The sequence below is a fragment of the Dokdonella koreensis DS-123 genome (genome assembly GCF_001632775.1).
GTDB lineage: Bacteria > Pseudomonadota > Gammaproteobacteria > Xanthomonadales > Rhodanobacteraceae > Dokdonella > Dokdonella koreensis.
Genome location: NZ_CP015249.1, coordinates 1,624,205 through 1,639,771, shown reverse-complemented (window position 1 = coordinate 1,639,771; position 15,567 = coordinate 1,624,205). Strand labels below are relative to the sequence as shown.

Genomic DNA, 15,567 nt, shown 5'->3' with positions numbered 1-15,567 from the left:
CGACGAGCGCGCCACCGGGATCGGCAGCGCGGGAATGGGTCGCGGTCGGGGCCTAGATCTGCAGGCTACAGAAGCGCTGCGCCGGTGGCGGGTCGGACCGGCAGATCGGCACGTCTTCGTAGTACTGGGCCTGCACTGCCGGCAGCAGGGCCGCAGTCAGCGCGAAGTGCAGCGGCGCCAAGGCCAGCGGCGGCACCTGCGGCGTCTTGGAATCGGGATTGGTGATGTGATCGCGCTGGCAATGCTGGTCGCAAAGCACCGGCGCCTCCGGGTCCGGCATCGCCATGCCTTCGCAACCAGCCATCCTCATCGTAAGTTCCGGTGGAACCTCGGCGATCGGACACGCGTAAGCCGCGAGGGCGAACTGCTGGAACAGCAGCGCCAGCAGGGCCAGCGAGGTGAACCGCAGGCGCAGGCGGCGGCCGCGAATGGTGCGCAGCAGGTTCACCGTCCACCCCCGCAAGGCGACGCCCCACCCTCGCGGCGCAAGCGCACCACGGCAGCGGACAACCTCGAAGGAGCGACCAGTCCATGCATAGAGGGGCGAGTGTACCGCTTACAGCATGCTGAATCGGGGCGGTGGCGAAGCACCCTACCCGATCGGCTCCGAAACCTTCGAGTCCTTCCCGGGCTGCCAGTGTGCAAGCTCATCCGCACGCAAGTAGCTGCGGTATCGCCAGAAATCGGACGACTGGCTTTCCAGGTCCGACATTCATCCTGGGTCGTGGACCTAGCCTTGAGGTTACGCAGCGCGGTGTCGGTAAGCAGTGGAGTTTCTCCTGCATTCGTGACGGCTTTTACCGTCAGGAGCCGGGAGACCTGCTGATGCCCGGAAAGCCGCACAAACGAGCTTTCCCGAGGAGAAATTTACCGTCAACGACCGGTTTGGTCTGGATAGCAAACGGCAGGGTCTCAATGCGATCTTCGCCTCTTACCACCACTTCCACCGCCAGCCTGTCCCGCTGGCCGGCGATGGGCACCGATAACTGTCGCGACGTATCTATCCTTGAAACAACACGTTGCGGCAGTTTTTCGATAGCGGGCGATAGTCTTCGAGGGACGTCAATTCATTCCCACTCGATCGTCGCCGGCGGCTTGCCGGAGATGTCGTAGACCACGCGCGAGACGCCGCGCAGCTCGTTGATGATGCGGTTGGAAACCGTGCCGAGGAACTCGTACGGCAGGTGCGCCCAGTGCGCGGTCATGAAGTCGATGGTCTCCACTGCGCGCAACGCGATGACCCACTCGTAGGCGCGGGCGTCGCCGACGACGCCGACGGACTTGACCGGCAGGAACACCGCGAAGGCCTGGCTGGTCGTGTCGTAGAGGTCGGCCTTGCGCAGCTCCTCGATGAAGATCGCGTCGGCGCGGGCCAGCAGCTCGGCATGCTCGCGCTTGACCTCGCCGAGGATCCGCACGCCCAGGCCGGGACCCGGGAACGGATGGCGGTAGACCATCGTGCGCGGCAGGCCGAGCTCGACGCCCAGGCGCCGCACCTCGTCCTTGAACAGCTCGCGCAGCGGCTCGACCAGGCCGAGCTTCATGTGCTCGGGCAGGCCGCCGACGTTGTGGTGGCTCTTGATGACGTGCGCCTTGCCGGTCTTGCTGCCGGCCGATTCGATCACGTCGGGGTAGATCGTGCCCTGCGCCAGCCACTTGGCATTGGAGAGCTTGGCCGACTCCTCCTCGAAGATCTCGATGAAGAGGTTGCCGATGATCTTGCGCTTGGCCTCCGGGTCGGTGACGCCGGCGAGTGCCGCGAAGTAGCGCTCGGCCGCGTTGACGCGGATCACCTTGACGCCCATGTGCTGGGCGAACATCGCCATCACCTGGTCGCCTTCCTGCCAGCGCAGCAGGCCGGTGTCGACGAAGACGCAGGTCAACCGGTCGCCGATCGCCTTGTGCAGCAAGGCGGCGACCACGGAGGAATCGACGCCGCCCGACAGGGCGAGCAGCACCTCGTCGCCGCCGACGCGTTCGCGCACGCGCGCGATCTGATCCTCGATGATGTTGGCGGCGGTCCACAGCGTCCGGCAACCGCAGATGTCGACCACGAAGCGGCGCAGCAGGGTCTGGCCCTGCAGCGTGTGCGTGACTTCGGGATGGAACTGCACGCCGTACCAGCGCTTGGCCTCGTTGGACATCGCCGCGACCGGGATGCGGTCGGTCGTGGCAGTGACGGTGAAGCCGGGCGGCGCGGCGGACACGTGGTCGCCGTGGCTCATCCAGACGTCGAGGCGGGCGGCGCCGCCGTGGTCGGAGAGGCCGGCGAGCAACGCGTCGGGAGCGACCACGTCGACCTCGGCATGGCCGAACTCGCGCTGGTCGGCCGCTTCGGTGGCGCCGCCGAGCTGGGCGGCCAGGGTCTGCATCCCGTAGCAGATGCCGAGCAGCGGCAGGCCGCCGTCGAACACCACCTGCGGTGCGGCCGGCGCACCGGGCAGCGTGGTCGATTCCGGGCCACCGGACAGGATGATGCCCTTGGCGCCAAAGGCGGCGATCTCGGCCGGGTCGTGGTCCCAGGCCCAGATCTCGCAGTACACGCCGATCTCCCGGATACGGCGCGCGATCAGCTGCGTGTACTGCGCGCCGAAATCGAGAATGAGGATCTTGTCGCTGTGCAGGGCGGTCACGCGGTCAGAACTCCAGGGTCTGGGCCAGTTGCTTGCGCATCGCGACGAACTCGGCACTGGCTTGGCCGTCGTCGGTCAGGCTGTCCTGCAGCAGCAGGAGCACGTCGCGGGAGCGCCCCTCGATCCGGTACGCCTCGTTCCGGATCCGGCTGGAGGCCAGCGTCACGGTCATCGCGACGCCGTCGATCGGACCGTTGCGCGTCGCCAGCAGGATCGATTCGCGCGGGGCCGGGCGCTTGGACTTCAGTGTCTGCGCGATGCCGTCGAGCACCGCATCGGGGTCCGCGCCCTCGCCCTTTTCGGCACCGAGCACGATGATGACGGCGCTGTTGCCGTCCAGCGTCCAGGTCGCGGGCGACTCGAATTCCCACGGGAAATGCCGCGGATAGTCGAAGGCGATGCCGGCTTCGGCGAACCGGCGGAACGGCAGCTCGTCCACGCGCAGGCTCACCGGCTTGCCGTCGATGCGGACCTCGACGGACTGGCCGGCGTCGAGGCGGATGTCCTGGTCGCCGAGACGGACACGCAGCTGCGTGGGCGGCTCGGCGCAGATGCCGGCCGATGCGGTGGCGGCCGCGACGATCAATGCCAGCACCCTATGCATGGTCGACCTCAGGTCAGGCGGTAGTTGGGTGCTTCCTTGACGATCTCGATGTCGTGCGGATGTGCTTCGCGCACACCGGCGCCGGTCACCTTGACGAACTGCGGCGTACTGCGCATCTGCTCGATCGTTGCGCAGCCGCAGTAGCCCATCGAGGCGCGCAGGCCGCCGACCAGCTGGTGGACGATGTTGCGCAGCGGCCCCCGGTACGGCACGCGCCCCTCGATACCTTCCGGGACGAGCTTCTCCGGGTCGGAGGCGTCCTGGAAATAGCGATCGCTGGAGCCCTTTTCCATCGCGCCGATGGAACCCATGCCGCGATAGCTCTTGTACGAGCGCCCCTGGTACAGCTCGACCTCGCCGGGTGCTTCCTCGGTGCCGGCGAACATGCTGCCGAGCATCACGGTGGAGGCGCCGGCGACGATCGCCTTGGCGACGTCGCCGGAATAGCGGATGCCGCCGTCGGCGATCAGCGGGATCTCGTCCTTGAGCGCGTTGGCGACCAGGTCGATCGCGGTGATCTGCGGCACGCCGACGCCGGTGACGATGCGCGTGGTGCAGATCGAGCCGGGGCCGACGCCGACCTTGACCGCATCGGCACCGGCGTCGCGCAGCATGCGCGCGGCGTCGCCGGTGACGATGTTGCCGCCGATGACCTGGGTGTCCGGGAAGTGCTTCTTGACCCAGGCGACGCGGTCGATGACCGACTGCGCGTGGCCGTGCGCGGTATCGACGATGATGACGTCGACGCCCGCCTCGACCAGCGCCTCGACGCGCCGCTCGGTGTCGCCGCCGACGCCGACGGCGGCACCGACGCGCAGGCGCTCGGATGCGTCCTTGGCCGAATGCGGGTTGTCGCGCGCCTTCTGGATGTCCTTGACGGTGATCAGGCCGCGCAGCTGGAACGCCTCGTTGACGACCAGCACCTTCTCGATGCGGTGCTTGTGCAGCAGCGCCAGTACGTCCTCGTCGCTGGCACCCTCGCCGACCGTGATCAGGCGGTCCTTGCGCGTCATGATGTTCTTGACCGGATCCTCGGGCTTCTTCTCGAAGCGCAGGTCGCGGCTGGTGACGATGCCGACGAGCTGGTCGCCGTCGACGACCGGCACGCCCGAGATGCCGTGTTCGCGCGTGATGCGGAGCACGTCGCGGATCGAGGTATCCGGCCGCACCGTCAGCGGATCACGGATCACGCCGGCCTCGAACTTCTTGACCTGCCGCACTTCCGCGGCCTGCTGCTCGAGCGACATGTTCTTGTGGATGATGCCGATGCCGCCGCACTGGGCCATCGTGATCGCCAGGCGCGATTCGGTCACCGAATCCATGGCCGCCGACAGCAAGGGGATGTTGAGGCGGATCGAGCGGGTCAGGCGCGAGGACGTATCCACCTCGCGCGGAAGGACGGTGGAATGTCCGGGAACGAGGTAGACGTCGTCGTAGGTGAGCGCTTCGGCCAGGATGCGCATGCGGGACTCCGCGAGCGGCGATGGAAGCCCGCCATTTTACCGGGTTCCGGCGGTCCGGCGCCATGGCCGCCTTGGATGCGCTCCCGGGAGGCAGGCGGTGACGTGGCAACGGCGGCACCACCGGCTACGATGCACGCCCCCGAAATCGCCCGACGGAGCCTGCCCGATGCGCCCCCTGCCCCTGCTGGCCGTCCTGCTGGCCCTCTCCGGCCCCGCGGCCGGTGCCGACGAAGCGCCGACGATCGTCGGCGGCGAGCTTTCCGCCCGCTGGCCCGGCATCGGCGCGCTGATGCACGGCCCTCTCTTCGGCTGCACGGCGTTCCTGGTCGGCCCGGACCTGGTCATCACCGCGGCGCACTGCATCGGCTCGGACACGGTGGCGCCGCCGGACGTCTTCTTCACCGGGCCGGACCGCGACCACGTGCTCAACAGCTATCCGATCGCCACGATCACGCCGCACCCGGCCTACGACCCGGCCACCGCCGCGTTCGACCTGGCCGTGATCCGGCTGGCCGAGCCGGCGGTGGAGGCCGTGATCGAGGTCCGCACGACGCCGCTGACGAACGCCGACATCGGCCTCCCGGTGTGGATGGCCGGCTACGGACGCGACGAGAACGCCCAGTCGGAGCGCAAGCGCATCGGTGCGACGACGATCGCGGAGCTGATCCCCGACAATGTCGTCGTCGACGGCCTGCCGCAGGGATGTTTCGGCGACAGCGGCAGCCCGCTGTTCACGGCCGGGGGCGGTGCGCAGCCGGTGGCGCTCGGCGTCGCCAGCTTCATCAGCCACGAAAACTGCCGCGGCAGCACCTACTACCAGCGGATCGACCGGGCGCTGCCGTTCCTGCTCGGCTTCGAAGGACTCTGCGTCGAAGGCAGCCTCTGCAGTGACGCGCTGTTCGCCGACGATTTCGGCGGCTGATCCCCGCCGGCCGCGGCCGGCGGGAGCGCTCAGACCAGGGCCAGCGACAGCCCCGGCCAGTACGTGATGATCAGCACCGCCAGCAGCAGGATCAGGAAGAACGGCAGGCTGGCGCGCACCAGGGTCATCACCGGCCGGCCGAAGCGCAGGCTGGCGATGAACAGGTTCAGGCCGACTGGCGGCAGGAAGATCGCCAGCTGCAGGTTGGCCAGGAAGATGATGCCGAGGTGGATCGGGTCGATGCCGTAGCCGAGCGCGACCGGCAGCACCAGCGGCACCAGGATCACGATGGCCGGAAAACCTTCGAGCAGCATGCCGAAGACCAGCAGGAACAGGTTCAGCACCAGCAGGAACGTGGTCTTGCTCTCGATGCTGCCCTTGATCGCGTCGAACAGGCGCTCGGGCACGCCGGTGTCGATCAGCCAGTTGGTCAGCGCCAGCGAGAAGCCGAGGATCACCAGGATCGAGCCGACCAGGGTCATCGCCTCGCGCAGCACCGCCGGCAGCCGCCGCAACGGGATCTCCCGGCGGATCACCACGGTGACGACCAGCACGTACAGCGCCATCACCGCTGCCGCCTCCGAGGCGGCCAGCACGCCGGTATAGATGCCGATCAGGATCACGAACGGCAGCGGGATTTCCCAGGCGGCGTCGCGCAGCGCGGCGGCCAGTTCGCGGCCGCTGGTCGATCCGGTGACGACACCGGCCCGGCGCGCGTGCCAGACGCTGTAGACCGACAGCAGCACGACCATCAGCGCACACGGCAGCACGCCGGCACGGAACAGGGCGTCGACGGTGACCGGCGGCGTGGTGTGGAACTGCTGGGCGACGACGCCGTAGAGGATCAGCGGCATCGACGGCACCAGGATCAGGCCCAGGCTGCCGGCCGCGGTCAGCAGGCCCAGCGAGAACCGCTCGCCGTAGCGCGCCTGCATCAGCGCAGGGAACAGCACCGCGCCGAGCGCGACGATCGTCACGCCGGTGGCGCCGGTGAACGCGGTGAACAGCGCGCAGGCGATGATCGCGACGATCGCCAGGCCGCCGGGCAGCCAGCCGAGCAAGGCGTTGCTGACGCGCACCAGGCGCTTGGGCGCGCCGCTCTCGGCGAGCAGGTAGCCGGCCAGCGTGAACAGCGGGATCGCGACCAGGGCCGGCATGTCGGCCAGCCGGTAGAACTCGATCGCGACGACGGCGCCGTCCTGCCCGGCGAAATGGAAGCCGACCAGGGCGATCGCCGCGATCAGCGCGAACAGCGGTGCACCGGCCAGCGCCAGCAGCAGCAGGACGAGCACGAGCAGCACGGTGGTCACGGCGCGATCTCCGGGACCGGCGCATGGTTCGGCGGCGGCAGCAGCGCCTGCACCGCCAGGCGCAGCGCCAGCAGCGCGAAGCCGACCGGCAGGATCGCCTCCACCAGCCACACCGGCACGCCGGCGAATGCCTTCGCGCCGGAATCCAGGTCCAGTTGCACCAGGGTGATGCTGTACCAGGCCATCAGGCCCGAGAGCACCGCGGCGAAGCCGAGCGCGATCACGCGCAGCACGCGCGCGAACCGGCCGCGCGCGAAATAGGTGACGATGTCCAGGCCGATGTGGCGGTTCTCGCGGGCCGCGGCCAGCGCGCCGAGCATCGCCGTCCACAGCACCAGCGCGCGCAGCATCGGGTCGGCCCAGGCGATGCCGGTCTCGAACAGGTTGCGCAGGACGATCTGCGCGCCGGCCACCAGCACCAGCACCAGCACCGCGACGGCGATCAGGCCGTCCTCGAACCGGTGCAGCCAGGCGAGGGCCCGGCGCGCGCCGGGGCTCACCGGGCGGCGCCGCGCACGGCGGCCAGCGCCGCTTCGAGCTGGCGCTGCATGTCGGCCGTGATGCCGCCCTGGCGGATCAGCTCCTGGTACGACTCGTGGCCCAGGGCCTCCCAGCTCTTGCCGTCGGCCGCAGCCGGCTGGTTGATCGTCATGCCGGCTTGCTTGAGCGCATCGAGCGCGGCGGCGTTGTCGAGCCGGTTCTGCGCATCCAGGCGCTTGAAGACGGCGGCGAATTCCTCGCTGACGACCTGCCGGTCGGCCTCGGCGATCTTGTCCCAGCTCTTGCTGTCGACGACCAGGAAGCCGGTCACGTAGCTCAGCGGCAGGTCGATCATGTACTTGAGCTTGGTGTGCCACTGGAAGGCGATGGCACCGGCGGTGGTGTTGGCGGCCGAATCGATCAGGCCGGTCTGCAGGCTGGTGTAGACGTCGGACAGCGCCAGCGGAATCGGCGTGATGCCGGCGGTCCTGAACGCCAGCTCGGCGATCTTGTCGCCCTGCGGAATCCAGACCTTGGCCGCCTTGAGGTCGTCGCGGCTCTTGAGGTCGCGCGTGCTCATCAGGTAGGCGAAGCCGCCACCGCTGATGCCGAGCGGCTCGAAGCCGGCGGCCCGGATCGAGGCCTGGAGGGCCGGGTCGAGCTTGGCGCGGACCTGGTCCACCTCGTCCTGGTTGCGGAACAGGAACGGCAGGCTGTAGATCTGCACGTCCCTGGCCACCTCGGCCAGTTCGCCGGCGGTGAACGCGCCGCCCTGCAGCTGGCCGACCTTGACCTTGCGCAGGACCGTCAGCGAGTCGCCCATCACCCCGCCGGGGAAGTACTTGATCTCGACACGGCCCTCGGTCTTCTGCTTGACCGCATCGGCGCCGGCGCGCATCTCGCGCATCCAGGCGGTGCCGTCGGGCGCGAGGGTCGCGATACGGATCGTCGCGGCCTGCACGGCGGTGCCGGCCAGGGCCAGTACCGCGGCCGCGGCGAGACGCAGCCAGGCCGGGCGGATCGGAAGTTTCATCGTCGCTCCTAGAAGTAGTCGTTGCCGGAGGCCAGCAGCGCAGCGGCCCGCTGCTGCGCCAGCGTGTTGATCAGGGTCAGGCCGGGCGCGTGCGGGTCCGCGTCGATCGCCTCGTTGAGCAGGCGGTCGTGCAGGTCCCGGTCGAAGACCAGCCGTGCGTACTTTTCGGCATACAGAACGCGCACCATCTGGTTGCGCCCCTGCGACAAGGCAAGGGCCTTCTCGAAAAAGGCCTTGCCCTGCTCGGGTTGGCCGCCGAGCGAGGCCGGCCGCAGCGTGGCCAGCACGCCCAGGTACAGGTACGGCTCGCCGCCGGCATGGTTCGGGTCGATCGCGACGACGCGGTCGAGCAGCGCCTGCACCTTCGGGATGTCGGCGATGGCGTTCCAGTCCTCGGCGTTGGCCTGGATGCGGCCGGCCCAGCTGCTGGCCAGCGCGAACAGCAGCGCCGGGTCGCGGGCCTTGGCGACGGCCGCCGCGAACGGCTCGAACGGCTGGTCCAAGGCGGCGCACAGCGGCGCATCGGTGATGCAGGCGGCCCGCCGCGCGTAGTCGAACGCGTGGCCGGACAGGCGCTTGGCGCGAGCCGCGTCCTCCACCAGGCCGCCGCCGTAGGCGCCGTAGAGGCGCGCGCCCGCCAGCAGCAGGCCCGGGTTCTTCGGGTCGCCCTGGATCAGGCCGTCGATCAGCAGCAGGTAGGCCGGGATGCCGTCGCGCGCGGTGGCGACGTCGTCCTGGTTGAGGATGCCGGCCGTCAGGTTGTCGGCCATCCGCTGGCTGGCACGGTTGACGATGCTTGCGCAGCCGGATGCGCCGAGCAGGACGGCGCACAGCAGAAAGGCGTTGAGCGATCGGCGACGAGGCATGGCGCTGGCGTTCCGGTGCGGTGGGGTCGTTCAGGAAAAGAAGGTTTCGGCGGCTTCGAGCGTGTTTTCCATCAAGGTCGCGACCGTCATCGGGCCGACGCCGCCCGGTACCGGCGTGATCCAGGACGCGCGCGCCGCCGCGGCATCGAACTCGACGTCGCCGGTCAGCCGGCCGTCTTCGAGCCGGTTGATGCCGACATCGATCACGACCGCGCCGGGCTTGATCCATTCGCCCTTCACCAGCCCCGGACGCCCGGCGGCGACCACGACGATGTCGCCCTGCGACACGTAGCGCGCCAGGTCGTCGGTGAAGCGGTGGCAGACGGTGGTGGTCGACCCGGCCAGCAGCAGCTCCAGCACCAGCGGCCGGCCGACATGATTGGAGACGCCGACGACGACCGCATGACGGCCGCGCACCGGCTGGTCAGTATGCGCCAGCAGGGTCATGACGCCCTTGGACGTGCACGGACGCAGGCCGCGCTGGCGCAGCAGCAGGCGGCCGACGTTCTCGGCCTGGAAACCGTCGACGTCCTTGCGCGGGTCGATGCGATTGATCAGCGCCGGAGCGTCGACGTGCGCCGGCAGCGGCAGCTGGACCAGGATGCCGTGGACCTCCGGGTCGGCGTTGAGGCGGTCGACCAGGGCGATCAGGTCGCCCTCGGGCGTGGCCGACGGCAGGTCGTAGGCATGCGACGTGAACCCGACGCGCTGGCAGGCACGCCGCTTGTTGCGCACGTAGACCGCCGAGGCGGCATCGTCGCCGACCAGGATCACCGCCAGGCCCGGGCGCGAGCGGCCGCTCTCGACACGGGCCGCCACCCGTACCGCAATGCGGTCGAGCAGTTCGTCGGCGATGCGTTTGCCGTCCAGCAGCCTGGCGCTCATCTGAATGCGTGTCCCGGAAAACCGGCGATTATCCATGTCCGCGAATCCGGTCTCAAATTACCCCCGGGGATTGTCGGACGCTCTCGTAGACTTTGCCGGCCGCGACGGGAGCCCACGAACATGCGCGCACTGATTCTGAACCTGCTGCTGGCGAGCTGCTGCAGCGCCGTCGCCGCCGACCGTCCCGGCACCTCGCTGCTCGATCAGGCCACGCGCGAGCGGCTCGCGCAGGCGCCGGCCGGCACCACGGTCGAGCTGGCGGCGTTCCCGCTGGGCCCGGACGCCTCCGGACCGATCCGGTTCCGCCGCATCGAGATCTACGCAGCCGATGCGCGCATCTACGTAGTTGATGCCGACGGCACGCGCGAGATACCGCGCAGCCGCCGCGTGCACCTGCTCGGTGCCAGCGCCGACGGCGCCACCCGGGTGGGGCTGTCGTTCGACCCGGCATCCGCCGAGCCGCCGACCGGCAGCGGCACCGGCCCGGCCGGCCCGTTCATCCTGACCGCCCGGCGCGACGGCGGCGACTGGGCCCTGCAGGCGGTGTCGCCCGAAGCGGCCTTGCCCGAGGGCGTGGCGCCGGTCTTCACGCCGAACGAGGATACGGCGATCGGGCCCGAATACGTCGCGCCGGTGCTCGACCTCGCCGGCGCGGTTCCGACCGGTACCGGCTATGCCAGCGTGGCCGTCGTCGCGGTCGATACCGACACCGAGCTGCTCGCCGAGCGCTTCTCCGGCAATACCGTCCAGGCCACCGCCTGGATCGCCGACCTGTTCGCGCAGATGAACATCACCTACCAGCGCGACCTCAACGTGGCGCTGAAGCAGGGAACGACTTTCCTGCGCACCGCGAACGACCCCTACAACAACACCGACAGCCCGGCCAGCCAGGCGCAGCTGACCGAGTTCGGCAACTACTGGCAGGCCAACTACAGCGCCGGTGCCACGGCCGTCGCGCGCGGATTCGCGATGCTGCTGTCGGGCAAGTCCCCCAGCGGGAACAGCGCCTCGGGAATCGCCTGGCTCAATGCCTATTGCCGCACGACGAGCAGCGGCGGCAGCTACAGCGTCAACCAGGTGTTCACCAATCCCGGCATCGGCATACCGCTCAGCGCGTTCATCGTCGGGCACGAGCTCGGCCACAACTTCGGCGCGCACCACACCCACTGCGCCAGCACCAGCAACGGCAGCGGCCCGACCGGGACCAACACGATCGACCGCTGCTTCAACGGCGAGAGCGGCTGCTATACCGGCACGCCGACCTGCCCCGCCAGCGGGCCCGGCGCACCGCGCGGCAGCCTGATGAGCTATTGCCACATCGGCGCGCCCAACGGCGCCAACTGCGGGCAGAACGAGCTCCAGTTCCATCCCACCCACGCCATCCAGCTGCGCAGCCTGGTCGCGGCCAACACGCCGAGCTGCCTGCGCTCGGAGCTGATCTTCGCCAACGGCTTCCAGTAGGGCGTCCGGTGACGCCCTGCGTCGATCCATCGGGGCACCGGCTACACTGCACGGCGAACCACGCCCAACCGGAGCCCCGCGATGAGCGACATCACCACCGAGATCGAAGCGGCCGCGTTCCGCCGCCTGCTCGAGCACCTGGACCGGCGCAAGGACGTGCAGAACATCGACCTGATGATCCTGGCCGGCTTCTGCCGCAACTGCCTGGCCGACTGGTACCGGGAGGCGGCCGAGGCCCGCGGCGTGGAGATCGGCCGCGAGCAGGCGCGCGAACGGATCTACGGCGAGCCGTTCGCCGAATGGAAGGCACGCCATCAGCCCGAAGCCACGCCCGAGCAGCTCGCCGCGTTCGAGGCGGCGCGCAAGCAGGCCCATTGAGGCCGGCGGGCCGATACGGCGCCCCTTGAAACCAATCGCCGTCGGTTGCAGTCTGTAGCGGCCATGTCCGTGTCCGCCGTCCTCCTGCGCCTGCTGCTCGCGATCGCCCTGATCGCGAACGGCGTCGGCGTGCCGGTGGTCCCGTCCGCCCAAGCCGGCCCGGCCCGGGACGCGCAGGACCTGCCGTGCCACGGCGCGGCGGCCACGCCGGAAGCACCCGGCACCGCCACCGACCGGCCGGCGCCGGACGATCCCCACGGCTGCTGCCTGAGCGGGCCCTGCGCCTGCCTCCATGCCTGCCCCGCCCTGCCGGCCGCCCTGGCCGCCGCTCCCCCGCTGCCTCCGCGTGTCGCCGGCAGCGCGCTGCCCGGACCGGACTACCGCTTCGAGCCGGCCGACCGGCTGCACCGCCCGCCCATCGCCTAGCGCGGCGTGCCGTCCGCGCGCACCCTGAATGGGTGCCGGCGTGGATACCCATGGGAAACCGGCGGTTGCGCCGGCTTCCGCTGCAGACCTTCCGTGAAGCGGAAACCGGCGCGCCGTGCCGTGCCGGTTCCAAGGAGTTCTCCCGTGAAACACCCCGTTTTCCCGAGCCTGCCCGATGGCGGCCTCGACCTGCGCCGGCGGCGCTTCGTACAAGGCCTGGCGCTCGGAGGCGCCGCAGGCCTGGGCCTGATGCGCGTACCGGCGTTCGCCCGGACCGGTGCCTCGGCACCCACGGCCCTGACCGGCTCGGTGATCGACCTGTCGATCGGCGAGCTGCCGGTCGACTTCACCGGCCGTGCACGGCGCGCGGTCACCGTCAACGGCTCGCTGCCCGCGCCGCTGCTGCGGTTCACCGAGGGCGACAGCGTCACCATCCGCGTCCGCAACACGCTCGACGAGGACACCTCCATCCACTGGCACGGCATCATCCTGCCGGCGAACATGGACGGCGTGCCGGGCTTCAGCTTCCACGGCATCCGCCCGCGCGAGACGTTCACCTACCGCTACACGCTGCGCCAGAGCGGCACCTACTGGTACCACAGCCATTCCGGCTTCCAGGAGCAGAAGGGCCTCTACGGCCCGCTGATCGTCGACCCGCGCGAGCCCGACCCGGTGCGCAGCGATCGCGAGCACGTGATCCTGCTGTCGGACTGGACCGACGAGGACCCGTACCGGATCTTCGCCAAGCTGCGCAAGAACGCCGAGTACTACAACCGCAACAAACGCACGGTGGGCGATGCGATCGCCGACATCCGCCGCCAGGGCTGGGGTGCCACGCTCGACGACCGCCGGCTGTGGGGGGCGATGCGGATGTCGCCGACCGACCTCGCCGACGTCGGCGCCCTGACCTACACCTACCTGGCCAACGGCGTGACGCCGGCCGGCAACTGGACCGGCCTGTTCCGTCCGGGCGAGCGCGTGCGGCTGCGTTTCATCAACGGCTCGGCGATGACGTTCTTCGACGTCCGAATCCCCGGCCTCAAGATGACCGTGGTCGCCGCCGACGGCCAGAACGTCCATCCGGTGACGGTGGACGAATTCCGCATCGGCGTGGCCGAGACCTACGACGTCATGGTCGAGCCGTCCGGGCAGGACGCCTACACGATATTCGCGCAGTCGATGGACCGCGGCGGCTATGCGCGGGCGACGCTGGCGGTCCGGGACGGCCTGGCCGCGCCGGTGCCGGCGCCCGACCCGCGGCCGCTGCTGACGATGGCCGACATGGGTCACGGCGGGCATGGCGGGCATGGCGGGCATGGAACGGCAACGGCCCCGGGCATGGACCACGCCTCGCACGGCACGGCCCATGCCGGCATGGACCACGCGGCCATGGGTCACGGTGCGATGCGCGGCGGCCAGGCCGCCGCCGCGGGCATGCAGGCACACCCGGACAGCGAACGCGGCAACCCCGGCGTGGACATGCAGACGATGACACCCTCGCCGCGCCTGGATGATCCGGGCATCGGCCTGCGCGGCAACGGCCGCCGGGTGCTGACCTATGCCGACCTCCGGAGCCGGTTCGCCGATCCGGACGGGCGCGATCCCGGACGAACGCTCGAACTGCACCTGACCGGCCACATGGAACGCTACATCTGGTCGTTCGACGGCATCCGCTTCGGCGACGCCGAACCGTTGCGCCTGACCTACGGCGAACGGCTGCGCATCGTGCTGGTCAACGACACGATGATGGAGCATCCGATCCATCTGCACGGCCTGTGGAGCGACCTGGAGGATGCCGATGGCGCCTTCATGGTGCGCAAGCACACCGTCAACATGCCGCCGGGCACGCGGCGCAGCTATCGCGTGACGGCCGACGCGCTCGGACGCTGGGCCTACCACTGCCACCTGCTCTACCACATGGACGCCGGCATGTTCCGCGAGGTACGCGTCGAGGAGGCACGGCCATGAAACCGCGCAGCGCCTGCATCGCCCTGGCGATCGCCGCGGCCGTGGCGACGATGGTCCCCGCCGGCCCGGCCGCCGCCACCGATCCGGTGGATTCCGCGAAGACCCCGGCCGCGAAACACGGTGCCTCGAAGGACCATTCCACGAAGGACCACGCCTCGACGGATCACTCCTCGATGGATCACTCCTCGATGGATCACTCCTCGATGGATCACTCCTCGACGGATCACTCCTCGATGGATCACTCCTCGATGGATCACTCCTCGATGGATCACTCCTCGATGGATCACTCCTCGATGGATCACGCCTCGATGGATCACGCCTCGATGGATCATTCCTCGATGGATCATTCCTCGATGGATCATTCCTCGATGGATCACGCCTCGATGGACCACGCCTCGCACGGTTCACCGGCGGGTCCGGTCATGCCGCCGGTCAGCGATGCCGATCGCGCGGCGGCCTTCCCGGACCTCGGCGGCATGCGCATGAGCGACCACATGGACGACGATCCGGTCCTGGCCTACCTGGCCTTCGACCGCCTCGAATGGCAGGACGCCGACGGCGGCGCGTCGGCCTGGGCGGCCAAGGCCTGGATCGGCCGCAGCTTCGACCGGGTCTGGCTGCGCAGCGAGGGCGAGCGCAGCGGCGGCCGGCTGGAGGACGCCCAGGTCGAACTGCTCTGGGGACATGCCGTGCACCCCTGGTGGGACCTCATGGTCGGCGTCCGGCACGACTTCAAGCCGGGAGCCTCGCGCGACTGGCTTGCGTTCGGCGTCCAGGGATTGGCGCCGTACAAGTTCGAGACCCAGGCCACTGCCTATGTCGGCAACGGCGGCCGTCTCGCCGCGACGCTGGAGGCCGAGTACGAGCTGCTGCTGACCAACCGGCTGATCCTGCAGCCGCTGGTCGAGGCGAAGCTGTATTCGCGCACCGACCGCGCACGCGGCACCGGATCGGGCCTCGACACGCTGGAGGCGGGCCTGCGCCTGCGCTACGAGATCCGGCGCGAGATCGCCCCCTACGTCGGCGTGGCCTGGCACCGCCGCTATGGCACCGGCGCGGACCTGGCGCGCGGGCACGGCGAGCCCGTGGAGGACACGCGCCTGGTGGCCGGCATCCGCTTCTGGTTCTGAGCGACGCG

15 protein-coding genes are annotated in these 15,567 nt (G+C 69.7%); 6 read left to right on the top strand and 9 right to left on the bottom strand.

What is annotated here, in order from left to right; genetic code table 11:
• Positions 1–52 precede the first annotated feature (52 nt).
• The 4 genes from I596_RS06475 to guaB form a co-directional block, all read right to left on the bottom strand.
• Positions 53–448 carry a hypothetical protein gene (locus I596_RS06475; RefSeq protein WP_067645636.1) on the bottom strand — a complete coding sequence of 132 codons (396 nt, stop codon included), beginning with the start codon at positions 446–448 and terminating at the stop codon, positions 53–55.
• 619 nt (positions 449–1,067) lie between these two features.
• Positions 1,068–2,633, bottom strand: coding sequence for a glutamine-hydrolyzing GMP synthase (gene guaA / locus I596_RS06470; protein ID WP_067645634.1), 1,566 nt, complete (start codon positions 2,631–2,633; stop codon positions 1,068–1,070).
• A gap of 4 nt (positions 2,634–2,637) precedes the next feature.
• Positions 2,638–3,237: a hypothetical protein gene (locus I596_RS06465; RefSeq protein ID WP_150132052.1), complete on the bottom strand. Its 600-nt coding sequence runs from the start codon at positions 3,235–3,237 to the stop codon at positions 2,638–2,640.
• 8 nt (positions 3,238–3,245) lie between these two features.
• The gene (guaB, locus tag I596_RS06460; RefSeq protein WP_067645632.1) at positions 3,246–4,700 is read right to left on the bottom strand and encodes an IMP dehydrogenase; all 1,455 of its coding nucleotides are present in this window, start codon (positions 4,698–4,700) and stop codon (positions 3,246–3,248) included.
• A 166-nt stretch (positions 4,701–4,866) separates the two neighbouring features.
• Between guaB and I596_RS06455 the strand changes: the two genes are divergently transcribed.
• A complete protein-coding gene (locus tag I596_RS06455; RefSeq protein WP_067645631.1) occupies positions 4,867–5,622 on the top strand; it encodes a S1 family peptidase in 756 nt (251 codons plus the stop codon).
• A 29-nt stretch (positions 5,623–5,651) separates the two neighbouring features.
• Here the strand turns inward: I596_RS06455 and I596_RS06450 are convergent, their stop codons facing one another.
• From I596_RS06450 to folD, 5 genes are read right to left on the bottom strand one after another with little or no spacing between them, the layout of a single operon-like run.
• Positions 5,652–6,932 carry a TRAP transporter large permease gene (locus tag I596_RS06450; RefSeq protein ID WP_067645629.1) on the bottom strand — a complete coding sequence of 427 codons (1,281 nt, stop codon included), beginning with the start codon at positions 6,930–6,932 and terminating at the stop codon, positions 5,652–5,654.
• The gene (locus I596_RS06445; RefSeq protein WP_067645627.1) at positions 6,929–7,432 is read right to left on the bottom strand and encodes a TRAP transporter small permease; all 504 of its coding nucleotides are present in this window, start codon (positions 7,430–7,432) and stop codon (positions 6,929–6,931) included. Before I596_RS06445 ends, I596_RS06450 begins: the two co-directional genes overlap by 4 nt.
• On the bottom strand, positions 7,429–8,445 hold the full coding sequence (locus I596_RS06440) for a TRAP transporter substrate-binding protein (protein ID WP_083965416.1): 1,017 nt from the start codon (positions 8,443–8,445) through the stop codon (positions 7,429–7,431). The genes I596_RS06445 and I596_RS06440 overlap by 4 nt, the downstream gene beginning before the upstream one ends.
• 8 nt (positions 8,446–8,453) lie before the next feature.
• Positions 8,454–9,311, bottom strand: a complete 858-nt coding sequence (locus I596_RS06435) for a TRAP transporter TatT component family protein (RefSeq protein ID WP_067645625.1) — start codon at positions 9,309–9,311, stop codon at positions 8,454–8,456.
• A gap of 30 nt (positions 9,312–9,341) precedes the next feature.
• Positions 9,342–10,196: a bifunctional methylenetetrahydrofolate dehydrogenase/methenyltetrahydrofolate cyclohydrolase FolD gene (gene folD / locus I596_RS06430; protein ID WP_067645624.1), complete on the bottom strand. Its 855-nt coding sequence runs from the start codon at positions 10,194–10,196 to the stop codon at positions 9,342–9,344.
• Between the two features lie 120 nt (positions 10,197–10,316).
• On the opposite strand from folD, the gene I596_RS06425 reads away from it, so the two are divergent.
• From I596_RS06425 to I596_RS06405, 5 genes are all read left to right on the top strand, one after another.
• The gene (locus tag I596_RS06425; RefSeq protein ID WP_067645622.1) at positions 10,317–11,657 is read left to right on the top strand and encodes a M12 family metallo-peptidase; all 1,341 of its coding nucleotides are present in this window, start codon (positions 10,317–10,319) and stop codon (positions 11,655–11,657) included.
• 81 nt (positions 11,658–11,738) lie between these two features.
• On the top strand, positions 11,739–12,035 hold the full coding sequence (locus tag I596_RS06420; RefSeq protein WP_067645620.1) for a DUF1244 domain-containing protein: 297 nt from the start codon (positions 11,739–11,741) through the stop codon (positions 12,033–12,035).
• A gap of 69 nt (positions 12,036–12,104) precedes the next feature.
• Positions 12,105–12,461, top strand: coding sequence for a hypothetical protein (locus I596_RS06415; RefSeq protein WP_150132051.1), 357 nt, complete (start codon positions 12,105–12,107; stop codon positions 12,459–12,461).
• Between the two features lie 144 nt (positions 12,462–12,605).
• Positions 12,606–14,429, top strand: a complete 1,824-nt coding sequence (locus I596_RS06410) for a copper resistance system multicopper oxidase (RefSeq protein WP_269465540.1) — start codon at positions 12,606–12,608, stop codon at positions 14,427–14,429.
• Positions 14,426–15,559, top strand: a complete 1,134-nt coding sequence (locus I596_RS06405) for a copper resistance protein B (protein ID WP_223303928.1) — start codon at positions 14,426–14,428, stop codon at positions 15,557–15,559. Before I596_RS06410 ends, I596_RS06405 begins: the two co-directional genes overlap by 4 nt.
• Positions 15,560–15,567 lie beyond the last annotated feature (8 nt).